The organism is Herbaspirillum sp. 3R11 (genome assembly GCF_004563925.1).
Lineage (GTDB): Bacteria > Pseudomonadota > Gammaproteobacteria > Burkholderiales > Burkholderiaceae_D > Herbaspirillum.
In genome coordinates this window covers 144,640-164,311 of sequence record NZ_SPNJ01000001.1, presented here as the reverse complement: position 1 = coordinate 164,311, position 19,672 = coordinate 144,640, and the positions used below count along the sequence as shown (strand labels likewise).

Genomic DNA, 19,672 nt, shown 5'->3' with positions numbered 1-19,672 from the left:
TGTCTATACTTCGTCCATGACCCGCATCGATTTCCACAGTAACGTCCCCAATAAAATCGCCTACGCCTGCCGCCTGGTGCGCAAGGCGCGCGCCGCGCAGTGCAAGATCGTGCTGCTCGGCCGCGATCGCAACGAACTGACCCAGCTCGATCAGTTGCTGTGGTCGTTCTCGGAACAGGATTTCATCCCCCACGTGCATGCCGGCGATCCGCTGGCGGCGCAGACGCCGGTGATCCTGACCGACAGCGAAGCCGTTGAGCTGCCGCACCATCACGTGCTGATCAACCTGTCGGGCAATACCCCGGAACATTTCGCCCGCTTCGAGCGCATGTTCGAGATCATTTCCTCGGACGAAGCCGACAAGGCCGCCGGCCGCGATCGTTACCGCTTCTATAAAGAGCGCGGTTATCCCCTCAGCCACTTCGTCGCCGACTGAGATCATGAGCCAATCGTCCGCCGACAACAGCATCCCGCTCCTGACCGAGGTCATCGCTCAGCCAAATGCGCCGGAACACCAGGCGCCGCAAGCGCTGCAGTGGGATGACAACCAACCGCAACACAATCAGCCGCAGTACCAACCCGACTATCAGCAGCATTTCCAGCCGGAGCCGATCCAGGCCTTCCAGCCGCAGTACCAGCCCACTTACGACGCTGCGCCCGTGTCCGTTTCGGTCAGCACGCCGCTGCCGCCACCGGCCGTTGCGCCGGAACCCAGCGCCGAACAGTTGCGCCAGATTCGCCAGGACATCCAGGAGAACGTCATGCAGACGCTGCTGGGCCAGGTCGACAGCGTGCTGCACCAGCATCTGCAGGATCACCTCGCGGTCATCCTCGACAACATGGCTGACATCCTCAAGACCCGCGTGCGCGCCAGCCTGGAACAGGCGCTGGCCGAAACCGTGACGCAGGCGCTGGCGGAGGAAATGGCAAAATTCGAAAATGCAAAATATTAAGTTTTAAACAAAAATATTTTGTTTTTCAAACACCTTCACTGCCTATTCATTAAAAAATAGAAATACAGGCACGCTGATTGCTTACCTAAAAAACCGATTACTTCTTACAATTTCACCATTAAAGACCTGTGCCAGTCGGGGCGATTTGGGCAGGTTCTATCATCGAACAAGGAGAATGTGATGAAAGTCATCGTATTGGGAGCAGGCATCATCGGCACCGCGTCCGCGTGGTTCTTGAAGCGTGAAGGTCACGACGTCACCGTCATCGACCGACAACCTGGCGCCGCCCAGGAAACCAGTTTCGCCAATGGTTGCCAGATTTCAGTCTCGCACGCCGAACCATGGGCCAATCCCTCCGCTCCGCTCAAGGTCCTGAAATGGCTGGGCAAGGAAGACGCCCCGCTGCTGTATCGCTTCCGTCCCGAATGGCTGCAATGGAAATGGGCCGTCAGCTTCCTGCGCGAATGTACGCCTGCGCGCACCGACGCCAACATCCGCCAGATCGTTGCGCTGTGCGAATACAGCCGCCAGACGCTGGTGGCCTTGCGCGCCGAAACCGGTATCCAGTACGACCACCTGAACAAGGGCATCCTGCACTTCTATACTGAAGAAAAGGAATTCGAACTGTCGCTGCCGGCCGCCAAGCTGATGCGCGACCTCGGTTGCCAGCGCGACTCGATCAGCGCCGATGAAGTGATCAAGATCGAACCGGCCCTGGCCAGCATCCGCGACAAGATCGTCGGCGGCGACTTCACCGCCTCCGATGAATCGGGCGACGTCTACAAGCTCACTACCGGCCTGGCGCAAAAGGCGGAAGACGCCGGCGTCGACTTCCAGTTCAACACCACCATCACGCGCCTGCTGACCGAAGGCACCGGCGCCGCCGCCAAGATCACCGGCGTTGAAGTCATCGACGGCGCAGGCCGCCACAAGGTACTGCGCGCCGACGCCTTCGTGGTCGCCATGGGCAGCTTCTCGGAGCCGCTGCTGCGTCCATTGGGCATCAACCTGCTGCTGTATCCGGGCAAGGGCTATTCGGCGACCTACAAGGTCACCAATCCGGACGCCGCGCCGACCGTCTCGCTGACCGACGACGGTTACAAGCTGGTGGTGTCGCGCCTTGGCGACCGCCTGCGCGTGGCCGGCACCTGCGAACTGAACGGCTACACCCGCGAACTGAACACCACCCGCTGCGACGCCATCACGCGCCGCACCCGTGAACTGTTCCCGGATGGTTGCGATTACGACAACCCGGTCTACTGGACCGGCCTGCGCCCGCTGACGCCGTCAAACATTCCGTATGTCGGCAAGACCAAGTTCAACAACCTGTACCTCAACACCGGTCACGGCACGCTGGGCTGGACCATGGGTTGCGGCTCGGGCCGCGCGATCGCCGAAATCATTGCCGGCCGTCAACCCGAGATCGACTTCGGCTTCACCGGCCTGCCACGCAAGGCGCCGGGCAAGCTTTCCACTCAACCTGCGTAATCCGGAGTAATCCGAAACATCTCGGCGGCAGGCACGCCCTGCCGGTCGCCGAATACCGTTTTGCCCCTCCTTGTCGACCCGGCCTGTTCTCCTTTTCAGGCCCGGTCGGCATTTTTTACCTTTCTTCACTGATCTCCCTCAAAGCTGCCTCAAACCGCTTGGTGTAGAATCAGCCTCATCCATCGTGGCGCATCCGCCCGATTTCCAGATCAAACTCTTACCGCATTGATATCGCGCATCGAGCGCCTATCTACTGCGTATCTATACGAGATGGCCGCCGCTGCAGCCATCGTCATGAGGACATTGCAATGAAGTGGGTCGTTGTCGGCATTTATCTGTTTTCCATCCTGTTCATCCATTTCCGCGGAAAGGTGAGACTGCCGTTCCTACGGCAATTCTTCGACCACTCCTCGATCATGGCGCCGATCAATCTGTTCATGTATGCCTTCTCGCGCGTACCGGCGGTGCCGTATCCGGGAGTCAGTGGCTTCCAGAACCTGCACCTGCTCGACGACAACTGGGAAACCATCCGGGCCGAAGCCGTCAGCCTGCAGAACATCTCCAAGATCAAGGCCGCCGAAAAGAACGACGACGCCGGCTTCAATTCCTTCTTCAAGGCCGGCTGGAAACGCTTTTACCTGAAGTGGTACGACGCCAGCCATCCGTCGGCCGAACAGTTCTGCCCCAAGACCGTTGAAATCCTGCGTCAGATCCCTTGCGTCAAGGCGGCGATGTTTGCCGAACTGGCGCCGGGCGGCACGCTCAATCCTCACCGCGATCCCTACGCCGGTTCGCTGCGCTATCACCTCGGCCTGGTCACGCCCAACGACGACCGCTGCTTCATCGAAGTCGACGGCCAGCGTTACAGCTGGCGCGACGGCAAGAGCGTGGTGTTCGACGAGACCTTCATCCATTGGGCGCAGAACGGCGCCGAGACGAACCGTATCATCCTGTTCTGCGACGTCGAACGCCCGTTGCGTTATCAATGGGCCCAGGCCATCAACAAGTGGCTCGGCAAGACCATGATGACCGCCGCCAGCTCGCCCAACGAGACCGGCGACCAGACCGGCCGCATCAACAAGCTGTTCCGCTTTGTCTGGATCGCCGGCCAGTACCGCCGCAAGTTCAAGAACTGGAATCGCAACGCCTATCGCGCCACCAAGTTCGGCCTGATCATCGTTGTCGCGCTGGCCATCATTTACCTGTAATTTTCTCCGCTTTGCAGCGGCGCAATGCGAACAGCTTGCGCCGCATCGCGTCCCTTTCTTCCCTGCTCTTCCGCTTTCTGTTTTCCCCTGCTGCAACATTCCCGGTGAGCGGGAACGAAGCGTCCGTCGTGCATACCGTAAATAGTTTGCACCGCGACGGCGCGCAGCTGAGCAATCAATGCGGGATTGAGAAAAAAATCACTGCCGGATCCATCGCAGGACGACACGCTCCGCATCGCGCCACGCCAATATAGTGCGGACATTGCGCATAAAATCACGCGAAAATTTCCACTCGGAAATGAAAGCGAATTTTTCCTTTTGATTTTGCGTTAACTCAATAGCTGTTCCTCTGAGCAGCGTGTAAAATCCCCTGCTTCATGGCTTGATTCATGGCGTGATTCTTGCGTAAGTTCTTATGCATTCTATGAATGGTAAAGCCTATCAAAACCTGCCGGCGACGATCGCGTACAAAACGCGGCGCAAGCGCATGCAGGTTCTTAGAGTACCCACTAAACATAGAATAATGTGCTCAAGCAGGAGTCGACATCCGGATGATGAAACAGCTTCTAAAGAACCTGGTAGATATCACAGCCCAGCGTGAAAACTCGCGCCTCGCCGGCGCAGTAATCACTGGCCTGTATGAACTGACCAAGGTCAAACAAATTCGCGTGCTCGACATCTTTTCGCTGCGCGAAGAGATGTTCGTGCAAGAAAAGATGTACCTCAACGAGGGACATCTGAGCACCATCGCCGAACACACCGAAGACGATCCCAAGGAACTGCTGAGCAGCTTTCCGGCCATCGTCGAGTGCATCCGCGAGCACAAGAACGAACACTACGAAATCGCCGCCGACGGCTGGCACGTGCTGTGGCTGCCGGTATGGCTGCACGGCAAGGTCAACACCTGTCTCGAGATCCGCAATCCGCATGCCTACGACACCGCCACGCTGGAACTGATCGACGGCATCTTCGGCATCTACTGCAATTACCAGAGCCTGCTTGATTACAGCGAGCGCGATGCGCTGACCGGCCTGTTCAATCGCAAGACCTTCGACGAACAATTCTCGCGCCACGCCTTCGCGCTGGCGCCGCATGAAGCGCATTCGCTCGACAACAACGAGCGTCGCAACGGCGGCGAGACCAAGGCGCACTGGCTGGCCGTGGTCGACATTGATCACTTCAAGCAGGTCAACGATCAGTTCGGCCACCTGTACGGAGATGAAGTGCTGATCCTGGTCGCCAATATCCTGCGCACCTCGTTCCGCTCGCACGACCGCATCTTCCGCTTCGGCGGCGAAGAGTTCGTGATCCTGCTGCGCTCGACCACGCTGGCCGACGCCAGCAAGATCTTCGGCCGCTTCCGCCAGCACGTGCAGGACTACGATTTCCCGCAGGTCGGCAAGGTCACCGTGAGCCTCGGCTTCGTCGGCATTTCGCAGGAAACGCCGGTGGTGATCCTGGGTCATGCCGATCAGGCTCTGTACCACGCCAAGAAAAACGGTCGCAACCGCATCTGCTACTACGATGAACTGGTCACTTCGGGCGTCCTCAGCAACGAAATTTCGACCAACGATATCGTCGAATTCTTCTAAATAATTAGCGTATTTTTTGCTTTTCAAAAGCTTATGCACGCCTCGCATAATCTTTCAAAACTCATGCTTTAAAAGCATAGGACTTCGCAATCGCTATTCCGTACTATCCCTCGGTGCCGTTTCATAACGTAAAACTAACCGGTACGAATGTCGCCGTTGCGCGCATGTTCAGGGTGCAATGGCGGGACCCATCTATTGCTCAGGAGATCCTTATGCAACATCTGAAGTTGAAACAACTCGGTGGCGTATTGCTGCTGTCGGCCGCCATGTCGCTGTCGGCACAGGCGCAAGAAAAGAAAGCCAACGTCGTCGTCATCGGCACCGGCGGCACCATCGCCGGCGCGGGCGCATCCAGCGTCAACACCGCTGCTTATCAATCCGCTGTGGTCCCGGTCGACAAGATCATCGCCGCCGTGCCTGAAATCTCGAAGATCGCCAACGTGCGCGGCGAACAGATTTTCCAGATCGGCAGCGAAAGCTTCAACGACGAACGTCTGCTGAAACTGGGCAAGCGCGTTTCCGAACTGCTCAAGCAGAGTGACGTCGACGGCATCGTGATCACCCACGGCACCGACACTATCGAAGAAACCGCCTACTTCCTGAACCTGACCCTCAAGAGCGACAAGCCTGTCGTGGTAGTCGGCTCCATGCGTCCGGGCACTGCCCTGGGTGCAGACGGCGCGCTGAACCTGTATGACGCCGTGCTGGTCGCTTCCAGCAAGGACGCTGCCGGCAAGGGCACGCTGGTGGTCATGAACGACGAAATCCATTCCGGCCGCGACGTCACCAAGACCAACTCCTTCAAGGTCGAAACCTTCCGCTCGCCTTATGGCCCGCTCGGTTATGTAGTCGAAGGCAAACTGATGTTCTACCGCTTGCCGGCCCGTCCGCACACCACGCAGACCGAGTTCGACATCGACAAGATCAACAGCCTGCCGCGCGTCGACATAGCCTACAACTACGGCAACGTCAGCCGTGCTGCGTATGACGCCTTCGTCACCGCCGGCGCCAAGGCCATCATCCATGACGGCACCGGCAACGGCAGCGTCGCCGAGCAGATCGTTCCGGTCCTGCAGGAAGTACGCAGCAAGGGCCTGCAAGTGGTTCGTGCAACACGCACCGGCAGCGGCGTCGTGATTCGCAACGGCGAACAGAACGACGACAAGTTCGACTGGGTTGTGACCGACGACCAGAATGCACAGAAGGCGCGCATCCTGACCGCACTGGCGTTGACCAAAACCAACGACAGCAAGGAACTGCAAAAGATCTTGTGGAAGTACTGATGCCGGCTTAGCTGCGGCAGCGGCGGCTTCTTATTCTTCTGCTGCTGATGCTGCATCACTACCGGATCAGGTATCCGAAGAAATCTGAAGAACGCCCGATGACTTTCATCGGGCGTTTTTTATTGTGTGTCGGAACTGCACATTTGCTCTCGATAGCTGGAATTCTTCCATTTTCCCGGCTCTGTTCGACTTATCAAAAAGACAATCCAGGTCGCACCATGGAAAAAGTTCGTCGCTGACATTACCAACGGCAGGCCTGCAGTGGCCATCGCGCGCCCCCCCCGGGCCGATCCAGACCGTCCCCCGCTTCTTTCTTCGTTCAACACCAAGGAGACGCCATGCTGCACCTGCAACCGAAACATTTCGCCGGATCCCTGCTTCTTTTTCTTGCTTCGTTCTGTCTCTGCGCGCAGGCCCAGGAGAAGCCCAATATTGTCGTCCTCGCTACCGGCGGCACCATCGCCGGCGCCAATACCTCGAGCATTCGTTCCCCGGCCTTCCAGGCCGCCGTGGTGCCTGTCGACAGGATGCTCGCCGCCGTACCGGAAATCCAGAAAATAGCCCGGGTTACAGGGGAGCAGATTTTTCAGGTTCCCAGTGAGAATTTCACTGACGAGCGGCTCATCAAGCTGGGCAAGCGCGTGTCCGAATTGCTCAAGAAATCCGATGTGGACGGCATCATCATCACCCATGGCGTCGACACCATGGAAGAAACCGCCTACTTCCTCAACCTGACGCTGAAGAGCACCAAGCCCGTGGTGCTGGTCGGCGCCATGCGCGCCAGCACCCAGCTGGGCTCCGATGGTGCGGCAAACCTTCACGATGCGATCGCCGTTGCAGCCAGCAAGGAAGCCATCGGCAAAGGTACGCTGGTGTCCATGAATGACGAAATCTATTCCGCCCGCGACGTCACCATGAGCAATACGGTCAAGCTGGAGACCCTGCGTTCAACCTATGGCCCGCTGGGGCTGATCATCGAGGGCAAGGTGCTGTTTTATCGCCAGTCGACGCGTCCGCATACCGTCGCCAGCGAGTTCGACATCGACAAGCTGACCACGCTGCCGCGCGTCGACATCGTCTACAACTACGGCAACGTCAGCCCGGTCGCCTATGAGGCGCTGGTTAACGCCGGCGCCAAAGCCATCATCCACAATGGCACCGGCAACGGCAGCGTCGCCGAGCAGATCATCCCGGTATTGCAGGACATCCGCAGCAAGGGCATCCACGTGGTGCGCGCGTCGCGCACCGGAAACGGCGTGGTGATCCGCGACGGCGAGCAGCCGGACGATCGCTTCGACTGGCTGGTCACGGGCGACCAGAACCCGCAAAAGGCGCGCATCCTGATGGCGCTGGCCCTGACCAGAACCAACGACCGCCAGACCTTGCAGGACATCTTGTGGAAGTATTGATCCGGAAGCAGTGAAATCCGTCGTGAAATGGCAGGACAAAAAAAAGCCGTTCATCACTGAACGGCTTTTCACTTTATCGGCTACGGAACTCAGCGTGACGATTTCATGCGCTGGCGCAGATAGCCGATCACGCCCGGCAGGATCGACAACACGACGATCGCCACGATCAGCAGGCTGAGGTTCTGCTTCACCACCGGCAGGTTGCCGAAGAAGTAGCCGGCATAGCCGAAGCTGGCCACCCACAAAATGCCGCCGATCACGTTGTACGCGAAGAAGCGCGTGTACGTCATCGCGCCGACGCCGGCCACGAACGGCGCGAAGGTGCGCACGATGGGCGCGAAGCGCGCGATGATCACAGTCTTGCCGCCGTGGCGTTCGTAGAAGGCGTGCGTCTTGTCGAGATACTCGCGCTTGAAGATGCGTGAATTGGGATTGTCGAACACCTTCAGGCCGATGGCCTTGCCGATCTGGTAGTTGACGCTGTCGCCGAGGATCGCCGCAACGATCAGCGTCAGCACCATCAGATGGATGTCGAATGCGCCAGTCGCGGCAATCGCGCCGGTCACGAACAGCAGCGAGTCGCCCGGCAGGATGGGCGTCACCACCAGGCCGGTTTCGGCGAAGATGATCAGGAACAGGATCAGGAACAGCCACGGTCCGTAAGACGCGGCCAGTTCGGCCAGATGACGATCAATATGGACGATGAAATCGACCAGGAACAAAAGAAAATCCATGAGCACCCGCTAGGTTGATGAATAAGTCAGAACGAACGCGCATTGTATCAACACGCGCGTCCCCTCTTTCACGGCGCGAACTGGCGATACAGTTTTTCCGCCACCGCAAACAAGGCGTCGTTGGCGCCCTGGCTGGCGATGTTGGTCACCACCACGATGGCAAAATCCTTGTCCGGACTGAGCCAGATGTGCGCCAGGTTCTTCTGGTTGGAGCCGCCGTGGAACACCAGCGGCTGCGGTGCCCAGTCCATCTTCGCGGTCACCCAGCCGAGCCCGTACTTGCCGTCGGTCGGCGTGCCTGGCTCAGGATTCTGCACGTGCGGCATGTCGATCACCGGCGTGTGCAGCAACTTCAGCGTTTCAGGCTTGAGCAGCGCCGGACCGCGCTTGCCTTCGCCGGCGTTCCAGCCGGCCCAGCGCGCAAAATCGAGCACCGACATATTGGCGCCGCCGGCCGGTGCGATCAGTTGCGGATTGTCGTCGCCGGGACCGGCCATGAAGGGCTTGGCGATGTCTTCGCCGACCAGCACGTGACCCAGCGCGGCATCGACCCGACCCAGTGTCGCCTGCGAACCGAGGCCGGCGCTCTTGAGTTCCATCGGATCGAAGATCCATTCGTTGATCAGCTCTTCCCAGCTCTTGCGCGCCACCCGCTCGATCATCGCGCCGGCGATCGTGTAACCCAGGTTGGAATAGGCAAAGCGTTGACCTGGTTGCCCCGGCTGCGCCGGCAGCGGCTTGCTCATCCATTGCTGCAAAGTCCAATAGCGCAGGTCGTCAAGATTGCCCTCTTCAAACATCGACTTGGCCAGCAGTTCGAGGAACTCGGCGTTGTCGGCCGGAATGCCCGAGGTATGCGACAGCAGCTGGCTGATGGTGATGCGGCGGAAGTCCGGGTCCATTTTCGGCGCCAGTTCGGGGAAAGCTTCGCCCAGCGTGGTGGTCCACGCCATCGTACCGCGATCGACCAGGATGCCGGCCAGCGTGGCGGTGAAAGCCTTGGTGTCGGAACCGATGTGGAAACGGTCATTGACCGTCACCGCGATGCCGGAGCCGACCTTGCGCGTACCGACCGCGCCGGCGGCGATGATGCGGCCGTCCTGCACCACGGCGGCGGCCAGCGCCGGCAATTTGTACTGGACCAGGTAAGACGTCAGGGTCGGTTCAAGCGGCGCAAAGGTCAGCGGTGCGACCGGCGCGGGAGCGAGGTTCTGGGCCCCGGCGAACTGGCAAGCGCACCACAGCAAAGCGGAAACCAGCACCTTGCTGGAATTGAAATGCGAAACGTACGAAACGGACATGAAATCCCTTTGATTGAAAGGCAGGCGTAGACAATCGGCTGCCCGCATTTTATCCGTATTCGCGCCCACGCAAACTTACCTTTCTTTACGCGGAAATCGCGCAAGTCTTGCACGCCGCAGTCGATATCCATGACAGGACTCCGCGCCGCGGAATCCATCCACCATTTTCACCATTCATCCTTCACTCATCCCAGGGAGAACAGCATGCGACTTCGATTGATGGCGGGATTGTCCGCCGTGTTTTTGTTACTGCTGATGGCGTTCGCAACGCACTACAAAGTGCGGTTGGAAATGATAGAACAGAGCGCCGGCATCCTGGAGATGCTGGCCGCAGCGATACCGCTGCTCAGTCTGGTGGTGGCGAGCCTGTTTGCAGGCCCTAATCCGGCAAACCGTCGCCGGCCAGGATCATCTGCGCAGCGCTAAGCAGGTCGCCCGACAAGCCGGCGCGCGCCTGCTCCGGGGATTTGTCCTGCAAGCCCTTGAGCAGCGCGGCGTGATGCACCAGCGCCGGCGCTTCCGACAGGCGGCGTGAACCGGCGCGCAGGTCGAGGTTGATGACCGGGCCGACTTGCAGCCACAGGCTCTCGATCAGGCCGACCAGCGTCGCCATGCCGGATCCTTCATAGGCGGCAAAGTGCAATTGCTTGTTGAGGCGGATGATCAGGTCGACATCGGGCTTCTTGCGATGCATTTCGATGCACAGGGTGTCGTGCAGGTCGGCCACGGCTTGCAGGCCTTCGGCTGAAATGTTCAGCGCCGCGTGCTCGACCGCCAGCCCTTCCAGCGCCAGCCGGATCTTGAGCAGTTCGCGGAATTTGTCCTTGGTCATCAGCGGCACGCGCACGGCGCGGTTGGGCAGAATTTCCAGCGCGCCTTCCGCCGACAACTGGCGGATCGCTTCCCGCACCGGCATCTGGCTGGTGCCGAGCGCCTCCGACAGGCTTTTCAGCGTCAGCTTCTGACCGGGGCGGACTTGCCCTGCCAGCAGCAGCTCGCGCACATCTTCATATACGCGCTGCGACAGCGTGGTGTGGCTGATTTTGCGTATCTGCGAAAGGTCCGCAAGTATCGTGTGTTCCATGGTCCCCGGCTTCTCACTTGAAACCATTTCATCCGTGCCGATGAAATGCGTCTGTTATTCAAAATTGCCGCGGATTATAGCAGTCGCCTTGTTCCGCTCTTCTCTTCCAATGCAGCACCGCAGCGCGTTTACAGTGGTTTGACACCCTGTCGGAACGCAGCTTTTCCCGGTGGCGTCCGGCACCGCAAACTTGTCCAACCATGCTGCATCGCCGATTGACACACCCCAATTCTATCGAATACATTTGATCACATGTCAAATAACTGACATAAAAAAGAGGCTGTTGCAAAAATCACGAGACGGAGGCGGACCAGCCAGATGGCTGCGGCGCTTCGTTTTCAGTCTTGTCTTGATTGCAAACGGCACTCCATAAGAAAACAAGTCGTGCCGGCAGTCCGCTGCCGTTACCGGCTTTTCATCGAGACACCCGGCTCGCGCCGGACCCTTAGGAGGTATGCACCATGGAACAAGACAACAGCAAGATCCTGTCGCCCGGCCGTCGCACCGTACTGAAAGCCGGCGCCGCCGTCGCAGCCACCTCGGCGATGGGCTTCCCCGCCATCGTCAAGGCGCAGTCGGACAAAATCATCATCGGTCACCTGACCCCGCGCACCGGCTTCCTCGGCCCGCTGGGCGAATACGCCGTCATGAGCATCACGCTGGCGGTGGAAGAACAGAACAAGGCCGGCGGCCTGCTCGGTCGCCAACTCACCCTGATTTCGGAAGACTCGGTCAATCCGCCGACCGCCTCCTCCAAGGCGCAACGCCTGCTGGAACGCGACGGCGCCGCCGTGCTGATCGGTGAAATCTCCTCCGCCTCGGCGCTGGGCATCGCGCAAGTCGCGCAACGCAACAAGAAGCTGTTCATGAACACCGGCTGCAACTCCGACGAACTGCGCGGCAAGAGCTGCAACAAATACATGTTCCACATCGAGGCCGCCAACTCGACCTACGTCAAGGCCTGTGGCCGCTCGCTGCTGCGCGACAACCTGATCAAGGGCAAGAAGCTGTACGCATTGTCGGCTGATTACGCCTTCGGCCACGATCTGCTGCGCGCCGCCAAATCCTTCGTCTCGGCCAACGGCGGCACGATTGCCAATGACGAGCTCGTGCCGACCGACGCCACCGACTTCAGCCCTTACCTGCTGAAGATCCGCCAGGCCAAACCGGACCTGGTCATCTCCAACCTGGCCGGCAACCAGATCACCAACTTCATCAAGCAATACTCGGAGTTCGGCCTGCCGTTCCCGATTGCCGGTTTCGGCTTCGACACGGCGGTCGCATGGGGCGCGGGCGCCGACAGCTTCGCCGGCACCTGGCCGACCACCTGGCACCACGACGTCAATGCGCCGTCGGCCAAGGCCTTCGTCGCCGCCTTCATGAAAAAATACGGCAAGCCGCCCGAGAATCAGGCGTGGGGCGAATACGTTGCCTTCCGCTCCATCGTGCAGGCGATCACCGAAACCAAGACGCTCGACACCGCCAAGCTGATCGACTACTTCGAAAAAGGCGCGCAAGTCGACGTGCTGAAAGCGCGTAAAGGCGTCTACCGCGCCTGGGATCACCAGTTGCTGCAGGAGATGTACACCGTCACGCCGAAGCCGAAGGCGCAGATCAAGGACAAATGGGACTTCATGCTGCTCGGCTCGTCGGTGCCGGGACCGAATGAGTCGCTGGAAATCCTCGCGCCGACCATGCAAGAGAACGCCTGCACGTTCACCTGAGTCTAGCTAACCCATCGTCTTCGCTCCGGTACAAGCCGGAACGAAGACGGGTGGTTTGGACCTCACTCGCTTTTTCCCGTACTCCCCTCCGGAGCAGCAATGCAAATCGTTTTCCTGTTGGAACAAATCCTCAACGGCCTGTTGGTCGGCGGGTACTACCTGCTGATCGCGCTCGGGCTGTCGCTGATTTTCAGCCTCGGCGGCGTGGTCAATCTGGCGCACGGCGCCTTCTATGCCATCGGCGCCTACCTCGCGGTGGAGATCACCAAGTACCTCGGCTTCACCGGCGCCCTGATCATCTCGCCCCTGCTGGTGGCGCTGATCGGCATCCTGTTCGAGCGCTTCCTGCTGCGCCGCTTCTATTCGGCCGATCCGATTCTCGGCCTGTTGCTGACCTTCGGGCTGGCGATGGTGGCGGAACAGGTGATCCGCATTTTCTGGGGCGCTTCGCCGCTGCCGGCATCGATCCCGCCGGCGCTCAAGGGCCAGATCATGGTCGGTGATTTCATGTATTCCAAATACCGCCTGCTGATGCTGGCGGCGGTCATCGTCGCGCTGACGCTGATCTGGATATTGCTCAACAAGACTTCCTTCGGCCGCGTGGTGCGCGCCGGCGTACAGAAGCCCGACATGGTCGCGGTGCTCGGCATCAAGCTGCAGCCCTACATGACCGCCATCGTGATGCTCGGCGTCGGTCTGGCGGCGCTGGCCGGCGTGCTGTTCGCGCCGATCTCCGGCGTGCATCCGGCCATGGGCGCGGAAATCATGACCGCCGCATTCGTGGTGGTGGTGATCGGCGGACTCGGCAGCTTCTGGGGCGTGGTGCTGGCGGCGCTGCTGGTAGGCGTGGTGCGCGGCATCACGATCCAGTTCTATGCGCCGGCCGGTGAAGCGTCGATGTATCTGCTGATGCTGCTGGTCCTGATCTTCCGTCCGCGCGGCCTGCTCGGCGAGCGCATCGAACGTTTTGAATGAGAGCGGACATGTACAACAAATATCAGACTTTATGGATCGGCGCGCTGGCGCTGGTCATCGTTCCCATCCTGCTGCAACTGCTGGGCCTGACCATGTCGTCCTCCACCGACGTCGTCATCTACGCCATCGCGGCGATGGGTCTGAACCTGCTGGTCGGCTACACCGGCCTGACCTCGTTCGGCCATGGCGCCTGGTTCGGCGTCGGCGCCTATGCGGCGGCGCTGTCGCAGAAATATTGGTTCCCCGGCCAGATCGTGGCGCCGATGCTGTTCACGATCGCCTTCATCGCGGTGTCGGCGGCGATCGTCGGCTTCCTGATCCTGCGCCGGCGCGGCGTGTACTTCTCGCTGCTGACGCTGGCCTTGTCGGCGCTGACGTTTGCGATCGCCTTCCGCTGGACTGATTTCACCGGCGGCGAATCGGGACTTGGCAATGTGGTGCGCCCGGTGGTGGCCGGTATCGATCTGGATCAGTCGATTCCTTTCCTGGTCTTCGTCAGCGTGATTGCGCTGATCGTGCTGTACGTGCTGCAACGCGTGATCCGCTCGCCGTTCGGCCACACCATCGTGGCGATCCGCGAGAACGAGCAGCGCGCGCGTTTCCAGGGTTACAGCACCATCGTCTACAAGCTGATCATGTTCATCGTGTCGGCCAGCGTGACCGGCCTCGCGGGAGCGTTGCTGGCCTTCCACCACCGCTTCGCCTCGGCCGAGCCGACCTCGGTCGCGTTCTCCGGCGAGTTGCTGGCGATGGTGGTGATCGGCGGCATGCGCAGTTTCCTCGGTCCTGCATTGGGCGCGCTGTTCTACATCCTGTTCCGTGAATGCCTGTCGATCTGGACCGAGAACTGGCTGCTGTGGTTCGGCCTCGCCTTCGTCGGCTTCATCCTGTTCTCGCCGACCGGCCTGGTCGGCATCTGGCAGCTGATCAAGAATCGCCTGCGCCCGCCAGCCGAAGTTGGCGCGGCGATGAGCCAGCGCCAGATCGTCGATGGTTTACCGCTGCCGGCTTTCTTGCAGCCGCCATCGCAAGAAGGACTGGTGCTGGAGGTCAAGGACGTCGACATCCGCTTCGGCGGCATCCAGGCGGTCAAGAGCGCGCAGATCAATCTGCACGCCGGCGAAATCCACGCGCTGATCGGTCCCAACGGTGCCGGCAAGACCACGACCTTCAACCTGATCTCCGGCATGTTCGTGCCCAACCGCGGCACGGTAAAACTGAACGGCGAAGAAATCCAGGGCCTGACGCCGGGGCAGATCTGCCAGCGCGGCCTCGCGCGCTCGTTCCAGATCACCAACCTGTTCAAGGGCCTGAGCATCTACGAAAACCTGCGGCTGTCGCTGCAGGCGCGCCATGCTTCGCGCTTCAACATGTGGAAGGACATCGACAGCTATCCCGAGATCCACGCCGAAACCGATGAGCTGATGCGCTTCCTCGGGCTCAAGGGCATCGACCAGATCGAAGGCGGCGCGCTGTCCTACGGCGGCCAACGGCTGGTCGATCTGGGCATCGCGCTGGGATCGAAACCGCACGTGCTGCTGATGGACGAACCATTGGCCGGCCTCGCTGCCGCCGAGCGCGAACGCGTGTCGCGCCTCGTGAAGATCATCGCCGAGAATATCCCGGTGCTGATCGTCGAGCATGACATTGACCGCGTACTCGGCTTCTCGCAACAGGTCACGGTGATGAACCAGGGCAGCGTGCTGATGTCGGGCACGCCGGACGAAGCGCGCGCCGACCAGCGCGTGCAAGAGATCTACACCGGTACCGGCACGCCGCCGGTCACCGGACGCGTCGCCGGCGATGCGCAGGAACGTCCGCAGTTGCTGGCCTTCGACAAGGTCAATGCTTTCTACGGCAAGAGCCACATCCTCAACGACGCCACGCTGGAAGTGCGCGAAGGCGAGATCGTCGCCCTGCTCGGCCGCAACGGCGCCGGCAAGTCGACGCTGTTGAAAGCGCTTACCGGTCTGCTCAAGCCTGCCTCGGGCGCCATCCGCTACAACGGCAAGGATATCGCCGGCCTCAGTGCGCCCGACATTGCGCGCCTCGGTATCGGCTACGTACCGCAGGGACGCGGACTGTTCGCCGGCATGACCGTGGCGGAAAACCTGTCGCTGGGACGTCTGGCGCGCAAGACCGACAGTTCCAACGGCATCGCCTGGAGCGAAGAAAAAATCCTGCATTACTTCCCGCGCCTGAAAGAACGCCTGCATACGCCGGCCGACTTCCTCTCCGGCGGCGAGCAGCAAATGGTGGCAGTGGCGCGCGCCTTGTCGGGCAACGTCAGGCTGCTGTTGCTGGACGAACCGTTTGAAGGTCTCGCGCCGGCCGTGGTGCAGGAGCTGTTCACCGTCTTCGATCAGTTGCGCAAGGAAGTCTCCATCGTCATCGTTGAGCACAACCTCGACCTGGTGCTGGCGCTGGCCGACCGCGTGTTCGCGCTGGAACGCGGTGCGGTGTTCCACACCGGCCCGGCCGAACCGCTGTTGACCGACCTGACCTATCGCAAACAAATTCTCTGGCTGTAATTTCTCATTTCTTAAAGTAACAAGGACCAACATGAACACCAGTATGAAAGATCAACGCGTCGTCGTCACCGCAGGCGCCCAAGGCATCGGCCTGGCCATCACCGCCTCCTTCGTCGAAGCCGGCGCGCATGTCCACATCTGCGACGTCAGCGACGACTTCCTCAACAGCGCGCGCAAGCAGTTCGCCGACGCGCCGGTCAGCTACAGCAAGACCGACGTCGCCAACGAAGCACAGGTCGACGCCATGTTCGCCGAGCTGGCGCAACGCTGGGGTACGCTCGACGTACTGGTCAACAACGCAGGCATCGCCGGTCCGACCGCCAAGGTCGAAGAGACCGAATTGTCGGCCTGGGACCAGACCATCGCCGTCAACCTGACCGGCCCTTTCCTGTGTACGCGTCGCGCGGTGCCACTGCTGAAAAAAGCCGGCGGCGGCTCCATCGTCAACATCTCATCGGCGGCCGGCCGCCTCGGCTTCCCGCTGCGCACGCCCTACTCCGCCTCCAAGTTCGGCGTCATCGGCCTGACCGAAAGCTGGGCGATGGAGCTCGGCCCATCCAACATCCGCGTCAACGCCATCCTGCCCGGCATCGTCGCAGGTGAGCGCCAGGAGCGCGTGATCGCTGCCAAGGCAGCGTCCTACAACATCGGCCACGAAGAAATGCGCGAGCGCCTGCTGTCCAAGGTCTCAATGCGCAAGATGGTCACCGCGCAAGACATCGCCAACCAGATCATCTACATCTGCTCACCGGCCGGTTCCGCCATCAGCGGGCAGAGTTTGTCGGTCTGCGGTAATGTCGAGCATCTCGGCTAATCACATTGATCTGGTATCCATTCGAGGAGACACCATGAATGAAAAAATCGCCGTCATCGGCGCCGGCCTGATCGGCCGCGCCTGGGCCATCGTCTTCGCCCGCGCCGGCTGCAGCGTCGCCATCTACGACGCCGTTCCCGAAGCGCTCAGCGCCTGCACCAAGCTCCTGCACGACAACATCAGCGACCTCGCCAAACACGGCCTGATCACGGAAACGCCCGAGGTGGTGCTGGCCCGCATCAAGCCGGTAAGCACCCTGGCCGAAGCGCTCAAGGGCGCAGCGCTGGTGCAAGAGAACGTCAAGGAAACCGTCGAAGTCAAACGCCAAATTTTCGCCGAGATGGACAAACTGGCCGCGCCCGACACCATCCTCACCAGCTCGACGTCATGGATCCCGACCTCGGAGTTCTCCGAACACCTCCCCGGCCGCCACCGCATCCTGGTCGCCCATCCGGTCAATCCACCTTATCTGGTGCCGCTGGTCGAACTCGCCCCGGCGCCATGGACCTCGGAAGAAACCGTCAAGCGCGCCCACGACATCTACACCCGCGCCGGCCAGTCGCCGGTGTTGTTGAAAAAAGAAATCACCGGCTTCCTGCTCAACCGCATCCAGGGCGCGGTGCTCAACGAAGCGCTGAACCTGTACGAAAACGGTTACGCCTCCTCCGAAGACCTCGACAAGGTATTGAAGGACGGCCTCGGCCTGCGCTGGTCCTTCATGGGCCCGTTCGAAACCATCGACCTCAACGCCCCCGAAGGCGTGATCGACTACGCCAAGCGCTACGGCCACACCTATCGCGACGTGGCGAAGACACAGTTGCCGAACGAATGGGATGCAGCGACGCTGAAGCAGATCGAGGACGAACGGCGCACCGTACTCAAAGCCGATCAACTGGAAGAACGCTCGCGCTGGCGTGACAACCGCTTGATGGGCTTGGTGGCGCATAAGCGGAAGCAAGCAACGTAAAAACATAGCGAGGCCGCAGGCGAGCCCAAGGCAATGCGAAGCGAGCCGAAAAAAAGAATTCCGCTTATGAGTCGCCGTTGGTGACGTGCTCAAATCGGATAAAGAAGGGAAACTTGTCTGAGCGTAGCGAGTTTGTTTCCCTTCCCGATTTGAGTGCGGCACCAACGGGTACCCCGAAGGGGCGGCGAATCGCGGTCGCCTTTCTTTGCTTACTTTCTTTGGCGAAGCAAAGAAAGTGAGCGGCTGCCGGGCCGCCCCCGGCAACCCCGGTAGTCCGAAGAAAAAACAGAATTAGCTACAAAAAAACGAACTCGAACCAAACGAACTCAAACCAACAATCACCAGGAGAACCAAATGAGCAAACCCAAAAAAGTCATCATCACCTGCGCCGTAACCGGCGCGATCCACACGCCCTCCATGTCCCCCCACCTGCCCATCACGCCGGACGAAATCCGTGACGCAGCATTGGGAGCAGCAGAAGCCGGCGCCGCCATCGTCCACCTCCACGCCCGCGACCCGCAAAACGGCAAGCCCACGCAAGACCCGGAAGAATTCCGCAAATTCCTCCCGCAAATCAAAGCCAAATCCAACGTCGTCATCAACCTCACCACCGGCGGCGCCCCCACAATGGGCGTGGAAGAACGCCTGCAACCGGCGCTGCAACTCAAGCCGGAAGTCGCCTCCCTCAACATGGGCTCGATGAATTTCGGCCTGTACGAAATGCTCGACCGTTTCAAGGACTTCAAGTACGACTGGGAAAAGCCCTACCTCGCCGAATCCGACGACCGCATCTTCCGCAACACCTTCAAGGACATCGCCTACATCCTCGAATCGTGCAGCGCCAACCAGACGCGCTTCGAGATCGAGTGCTATGACATCGGCCACCTCTACACCGCCGCCCACTTCATCGACCGTGGCCTGATCAAGCCGCCGTTCCTGATCCAGTCAGTGTTCGGCCTGCGCGGCGGCATCGGCAACGATGTCGAAGACGTGATGCACATGAAGCGCACGGCCGACCGCCTGTTCGGCGACGACTACTACTGGTCGGTGCTGGGCGCCGGCCGCGGCCAGATTCCGATCGCCACGATGTCGGCGGCGATGGGCGGCCATACCCGCGTCGGCCTGGAAGATTCGTTGTGGGACGGTCCGGGCAAGCTGGCGCAAAGCAACGCCGCGCAAGTCAAACGCATCCGCACCGTGATCGAAGCGCTGTCGCTGGAAGTGGCGACCCCGGACGACGCACGCCAGATGCTCAAGCTCAAGGGCGGCGACAACGTCGGCTTCTGAGCGAGACGCTCGGACACCCACCACCTCGCCTACACGTCTTTTCAGAACGCTCCTACAGGCCACGTAGGAGCAGCTTTACTTTTTATCTCCCGCGGCGCTTCACGATTTTGTGAGCGCCGTTTTTTTTAGTTTTCTTTTTTCGTCAGCTTTCTTTTTCAATCGAAGAAGATGGTTTCAGATGACGTCATTTCCCCACCAATTCACCGGTTCTGCGTCCGGCTCGCTGTCAGCTTGTGAAAGCGAGTCTGACGGCGGCACGCTTGCCTGCGGAACATCATTGCGACCGCCCCGGTCGAATCTTCAGCAAAAAACAAAAAGGCCG

18 protein-coding genes are annotated in these 19,672 nt (G+C 60.3%); 14 read left to right on the top strand and 4 right to left on the bottom strand.

The genetic code is table 11. The features are described 5' to 3' along the window. The first annotated feature begins 16 nt into the window (after positions 1-16). The 4 genes from E4P32_RS00765 to lpxO all read left to right on the top strand — a co-directional run bounded on the left by E4P32_RS00765 (position 17) and on the right by lpxO (position 3,649). A complete protein-coding gene (locus tag E4P32_RS00765) occupies positions 17-436 on the top strand; it encodes a DNA polymerase III subunit chi (RefSeq protein ID WP_116433700.1) in 420 nt (139 codons plus the stop codon). 4 nt (positions 437-440) lie between these two features. After that, positions 441-953 (top strand): hypothetical protein, encoded by a 513-nt coding sequence (locus E4P32_RS00760; protein WP_116433701.1) that lies wholly within the window; start codon positions 441-443, stop codon positions 951-953. Positions 954-1,133: 180 nt separating this feature from the next. Continuing rightward, a complete protein-coding gene (locus tag E4P32_RS00755; protein WP_116433702.1) occupies positions 1,134-2,441 on the top strand; it encodes a D-amino acid dehydrogenase in 1,308 nt (435 codons plus the stop codon). Positions 2,442-2,749: 308 nt separating this feature from the next. Next, positions 2,750-3,649 carry a lipid A hydroxylase LpxO gene (lpxO, locus tag E4P32_RS00750; RefSeq protein ID WP_116433703.1) on the top strand — a complete coding sequence of 300 codons (900 nt, stop codon included), beginning with the start codon at positions 2,750-2,752 and terminating at the stop codon, positions 3,647-3,649. Here the strand turns inward: lpxO and E4P32_RS00745 are convergent. Next, positions 3,640-3,912, bottom strand: a complete 273-nt coding sequence (locus E4P32_RS00745) for a hypothetical protein (protein ID WP_135008692.1) — start codon at positions 3,910-3,912, stop codon at positions 3,640-3,642. The two genes, lpxO and E4P32_RS00745, sit on opposite strands and share 10 nt — an antisense overlap. Before the next feature lie 288 nt (positions 3,913-4,200). On the opposite strand from E4P32_RS00745, the gene E4P32_RS00740 reads away from it, so the two are divergent. The 3 genes from E4P32_RS00740 to E4P32_RS00730 all read left to right on the top strand — a co-directional run bounded on the left by E4P32_RS00740 (position 4,201) and on the right by E4P32_RS00730 (position 7,933). Then, entirely contained in the window at positions 4,201-5,241 is a 1,041-nt protein-coding gene (locus E4P32_RS00740) for a GGDEF domain-containing protein (protein WP_116433704.1), read from the top strand. Positions 5,242-5,453: 212 nt separating this feature from the next. Further along, the gene (locus E4P32_RS00735) at positions 5,454-6,524 is read left to right on the top strand and encodes an asparaginase (protein WP_116433705.1); all 1,071 of its coding nucleotides are present in this window, start codon (positions 5,454-5,456) and stop codon (positions 6,522-6,524) included. 338 nt (positions 6,525-6,862) lie between these two features. Then, positions 6,863-7,933: an asparaginase gene (locus tag E4P32_RS00730; RefSeq protein WP_116433706.1), complete on the top strand. Its 1,071-nt coding sequence runs from the start codon at positions 6,863-6,865 to the stop codon at positions 7,931-7,933. Positions 7,934-8,022: 89 nt separating this feature from the next. On the opposite strand, the gene E4P32_RS00725 is transcribed toward E4P32_RS00730, so the two are convergent. Both E4P32_RS00725 and E4P32_RS00720 read right to left on the bottom strand, forming a co-directional pair. Beyond that, a complete protein-coding gene (locus E4P32_RS00725) occupies positions 8,023-8,667 on the bottom strand; it encodes a DedA family protein (RefSeq protein WP_116433707.1) in 645 nt (214 codons plus the stop codon). Positions 8,668-8,735: 68 nt separating this feature from the next. Next, complete coding sequence (locus tag E4P32_RS00720; protein ID WP_233526592.1) at positions 8,736-9,968, bottom strand: serine hydrolase domain-containing protein; 1,233 nt, start codon at positions 9,966-9,968, stop codon at positions 8,736-8,738. 129 nt (positions 9,969-10,097) lie between these two features. Between E4P32_RS00720 and E4P32_RS00715 the strand changes: the two genes are divergently transcribed. Continuing rightward, positions 10,098-10,394 carry a hypothetical protein gene (locus E4P32_RS00715; RefSeq protein WP_135008691.1) on the top strand — a complete coding sequence of 99 codons (297 nt, stop codon included), beginning with the start codon at positions 10,098-10,100 and terminating at the stop codon, positions 10,392-10,394. Here E4P32_RS00715 and E4P32_RS00710 read toward each other — a convergent pair. Beyond that, positions 10,348-11,052: a GntR family transcriptional regulator gene (locus tag E4P32_RS00710; RefSeq protein ID WP_116433709.1), complete on the bottom strand. Its 705-nt coding sequence runs from the start codon at positions 11,050-11,052 to the stop codon at positions 10,348-10,350. The two genes, E4P32_RS00715 and E4P32_RS00710, sit on opposite strands and share 47 nt — an antisense overlap. Positions 11,053-11,513: 461 nt before the next feature. Here E4P32_RS00710 and E4P32_RS00705 point away from each other — a divergent pair, with 461 nt between their 5' ends. The 6 genes from E4P32_RS00705 (at position 11,514) to E4P32_RS00680 (ending at position 19,350) form a co-directional block, all read left to right on the top strand. Then, the gene (locus E4P32_RS00705; protein WP_116433710.1) at positions 11,514-12,776 is read left to right on the top strand and encodes an ABC transporter substrate-binding protein; all 1,263 of its coding nucleotides are present in this window, start codon (positions 11,514-11,516) and stop codon (positions 12,774-12,776) included. A 99-nt stretch (positions 12,777-12,875) separates the two neighbouring features. Next, positions 12,876-13,751 (top strand): branched-chain amino acid ABC transporter permease, encoded by an 876-nt coding sequence (locus E4P32_RS00700; RefSeq protein WP_116433711.1) that lies wholly within the window; start codon positions 12,876-12,878, stop codon positions 13,749-13,751. Between the two features lie 8 nt (positions 13,752-13,759). Continuing rightward, positions 13,760-16,282, top strand: a complete 2,523-nt coding sequence (locus E4P32_RS00695; protein ID WP_116433712.1) for a branched-chain amino acid ABC transporter ATP-binding protein/permease — start codon at positions 13,760-13,762, stop codon at positions 16,280-16,282. Positions 16,283-16,313: 31 nt separating this feature from the next. Then, positions 16,314-17,096 carry an SDR family oxidoreductase gene (locus E4P32_RS00690; RefSeq protein ID WP_116433713.1) on the top strand — a complete coding sequence of 261 codons (783 nt, stop codon included), beginning with the start codon at positions 16,314-16,316 and terminating at the stop codon, positions 17,094-17,096. Continuing rightward, the gene (locus tag E4P32_RS00685) at positions 17,077-18,063 is read left to right on the top strand and encodes a 3-hydroxyacyl-CoA dehydrogenase (protein WP_348533500.1); all 987 of its coding nucleotides are present in this window, start codon (positions 17,077-17,079) and stop codon (positions 18,061-18,063) included. The genes E4P32_RS00690 and E4P32_RS00685 overlap by 20 nt, the downstream gene beginning before the upstream one ends. A 354-nt stretch (positions 18,064-18,417) precedes the next feature. Continuing rightward, on the top strand, positions 18,418-19,350 hold the full coding sequence (locus E4P32_RS00680) for a 3-keto-5-aminohexanoate cleavage protein (protein ID WP_116433715.1): 933 nt from the start codon (positions 18,418-18,420) through the stop codon (positions 19,348-19,350). The last annotated feature ends 322 nt before the right edge of the window (positions 19,351-19,672 follow it).

Excerpts from the sequence above, each read along its gene's own strand:
- E4P32_RS00765 (WP_116433700.1), top strand. The coding sequence starts at position 17 with ATGACCCGCATCGATTTCCACAGTAACGTCCCCAATAAAATCGCCTAC.
- E4P32_RS00760 (WP_116433701.1), top strand. The coding sequence starts at position 441 with ATGAGCCAATCGTCCGCCGACAACAGCATCCCGCTCCTGACCGAGGTC.
- E4P32_RS00755 (WP_116433702.1), top strand. The coding sequence starts at position 1,134 with ATGAAAGTCATCGTATTGGGAGCAGGCATCATCGGCACCGCGTCCGCG.
- lpxO (WP_116433703.1), top strand. The coding sequence starts at position 2,750 with ATGAAGTGGGTCGTTGTCGGCATTTATCTGTTTTCCATCCTGTTCATC.
- E4P32_RS00745 (WP_135008692.1), bottom strand. The coding sequence starts at position 3,912 with ATGTCCGCACTATATTGGCGTGGCGCGATGCGGAGCGTGTCGTCCTGC.
- E4P32_RS00740 (WP_116433704.1), top strand. The coding sequence starts at position 4,201 with ATGATGAAACAGCTTCTAAAGAACCTGGTAGATATCACAGCCCAGCGT.
- E4P32_RS00735 (WP_116433705.1), top strand. The coding sequence starts at position 5,454 with ATGCAACATCTGAAGTTGAAACAACTCGGTGGCGTATTGCTGCTGTCG.
- E4P32_RS00730 (WP_116433706.1), top strand. The coding sequence starts at position 6,863 with ATGCTGCACCTGCAACCGAAACATTTCGCCGGATCCCTGCTTCTTTTT.
- E4P32_RS00725 (WP_116433707.1), bottom strand. The coding sequence starts at position 8,667 with ATGGATTTTCTTTTGTTCCTGGTCGATTTCATCGTCCATATTGATCGT.
- E4P32_RS00720 (WP_233526592.1), bottom strand. The coding sequence starts at position 9,968 with ATGTCCGTTTCGTACGTTTCGCATTTCAATTCCAGCAAGGTGCTGGTT.
- E4P32_RS00715 (WP_135008691.1), top strand. The coding sequence starts at position 10,098 with ATGACAGGACTCCGCGCCGCGGAATCCATCCACCATTTTCACCATTCA.
- E4P32_RS00710 (WP_116433709.1), bottom strand. The coding sequence starts at position 11,052 with ATGGAACACACGATACTTGCGGACCTTTCGCAGATACGCAAAATCAGC.
- E4P32_RS00705 (WP_116433710.1), top strand. The coding sequence starts at position 11,514 with ATGGAACAAGACAACAGCAAGATCCTGTCGCCCGGCCGTCGCACCGTA.
- E4P32_RS00700 (WP_116433711.1), top strand. The coding sequence starts at position 12,876 with ATGCAAATCGTTTTCCTGTTGGAACAAATCCTCAACGGCCTGTTGGTC.
- E4P32_RS00695 (WP_116433712.1), top strand. The coding sequence starts at position 13,760 with ATGTACAACAAATATCAGACTTTATGGATCGGCGCGCTGGCGCTGGTC.
- E4P32_RS00690 (WP_116433713.1), top strand. The coding sequence starts at position 16,314 with ATGAACACCAGTATGAAAGATCAACGCGTCGTCGTCACCGCAGGCGCC.
- E4P32_RS00685 (WP_348533500.1), top strand. The coding sequence starts at position 17,077 with ATGTCGAGCATCTCGGCTAATCACATTGATCTGGTATCCATTCGAGGA.
- E4P32_RS00680 (WP_116433715.1), top strand. The coding sequence starts at position 18,418 with ATGAGCAAACCCAAAAAAGTCATCATCACCTGCGCCGTAACCGGCGCG.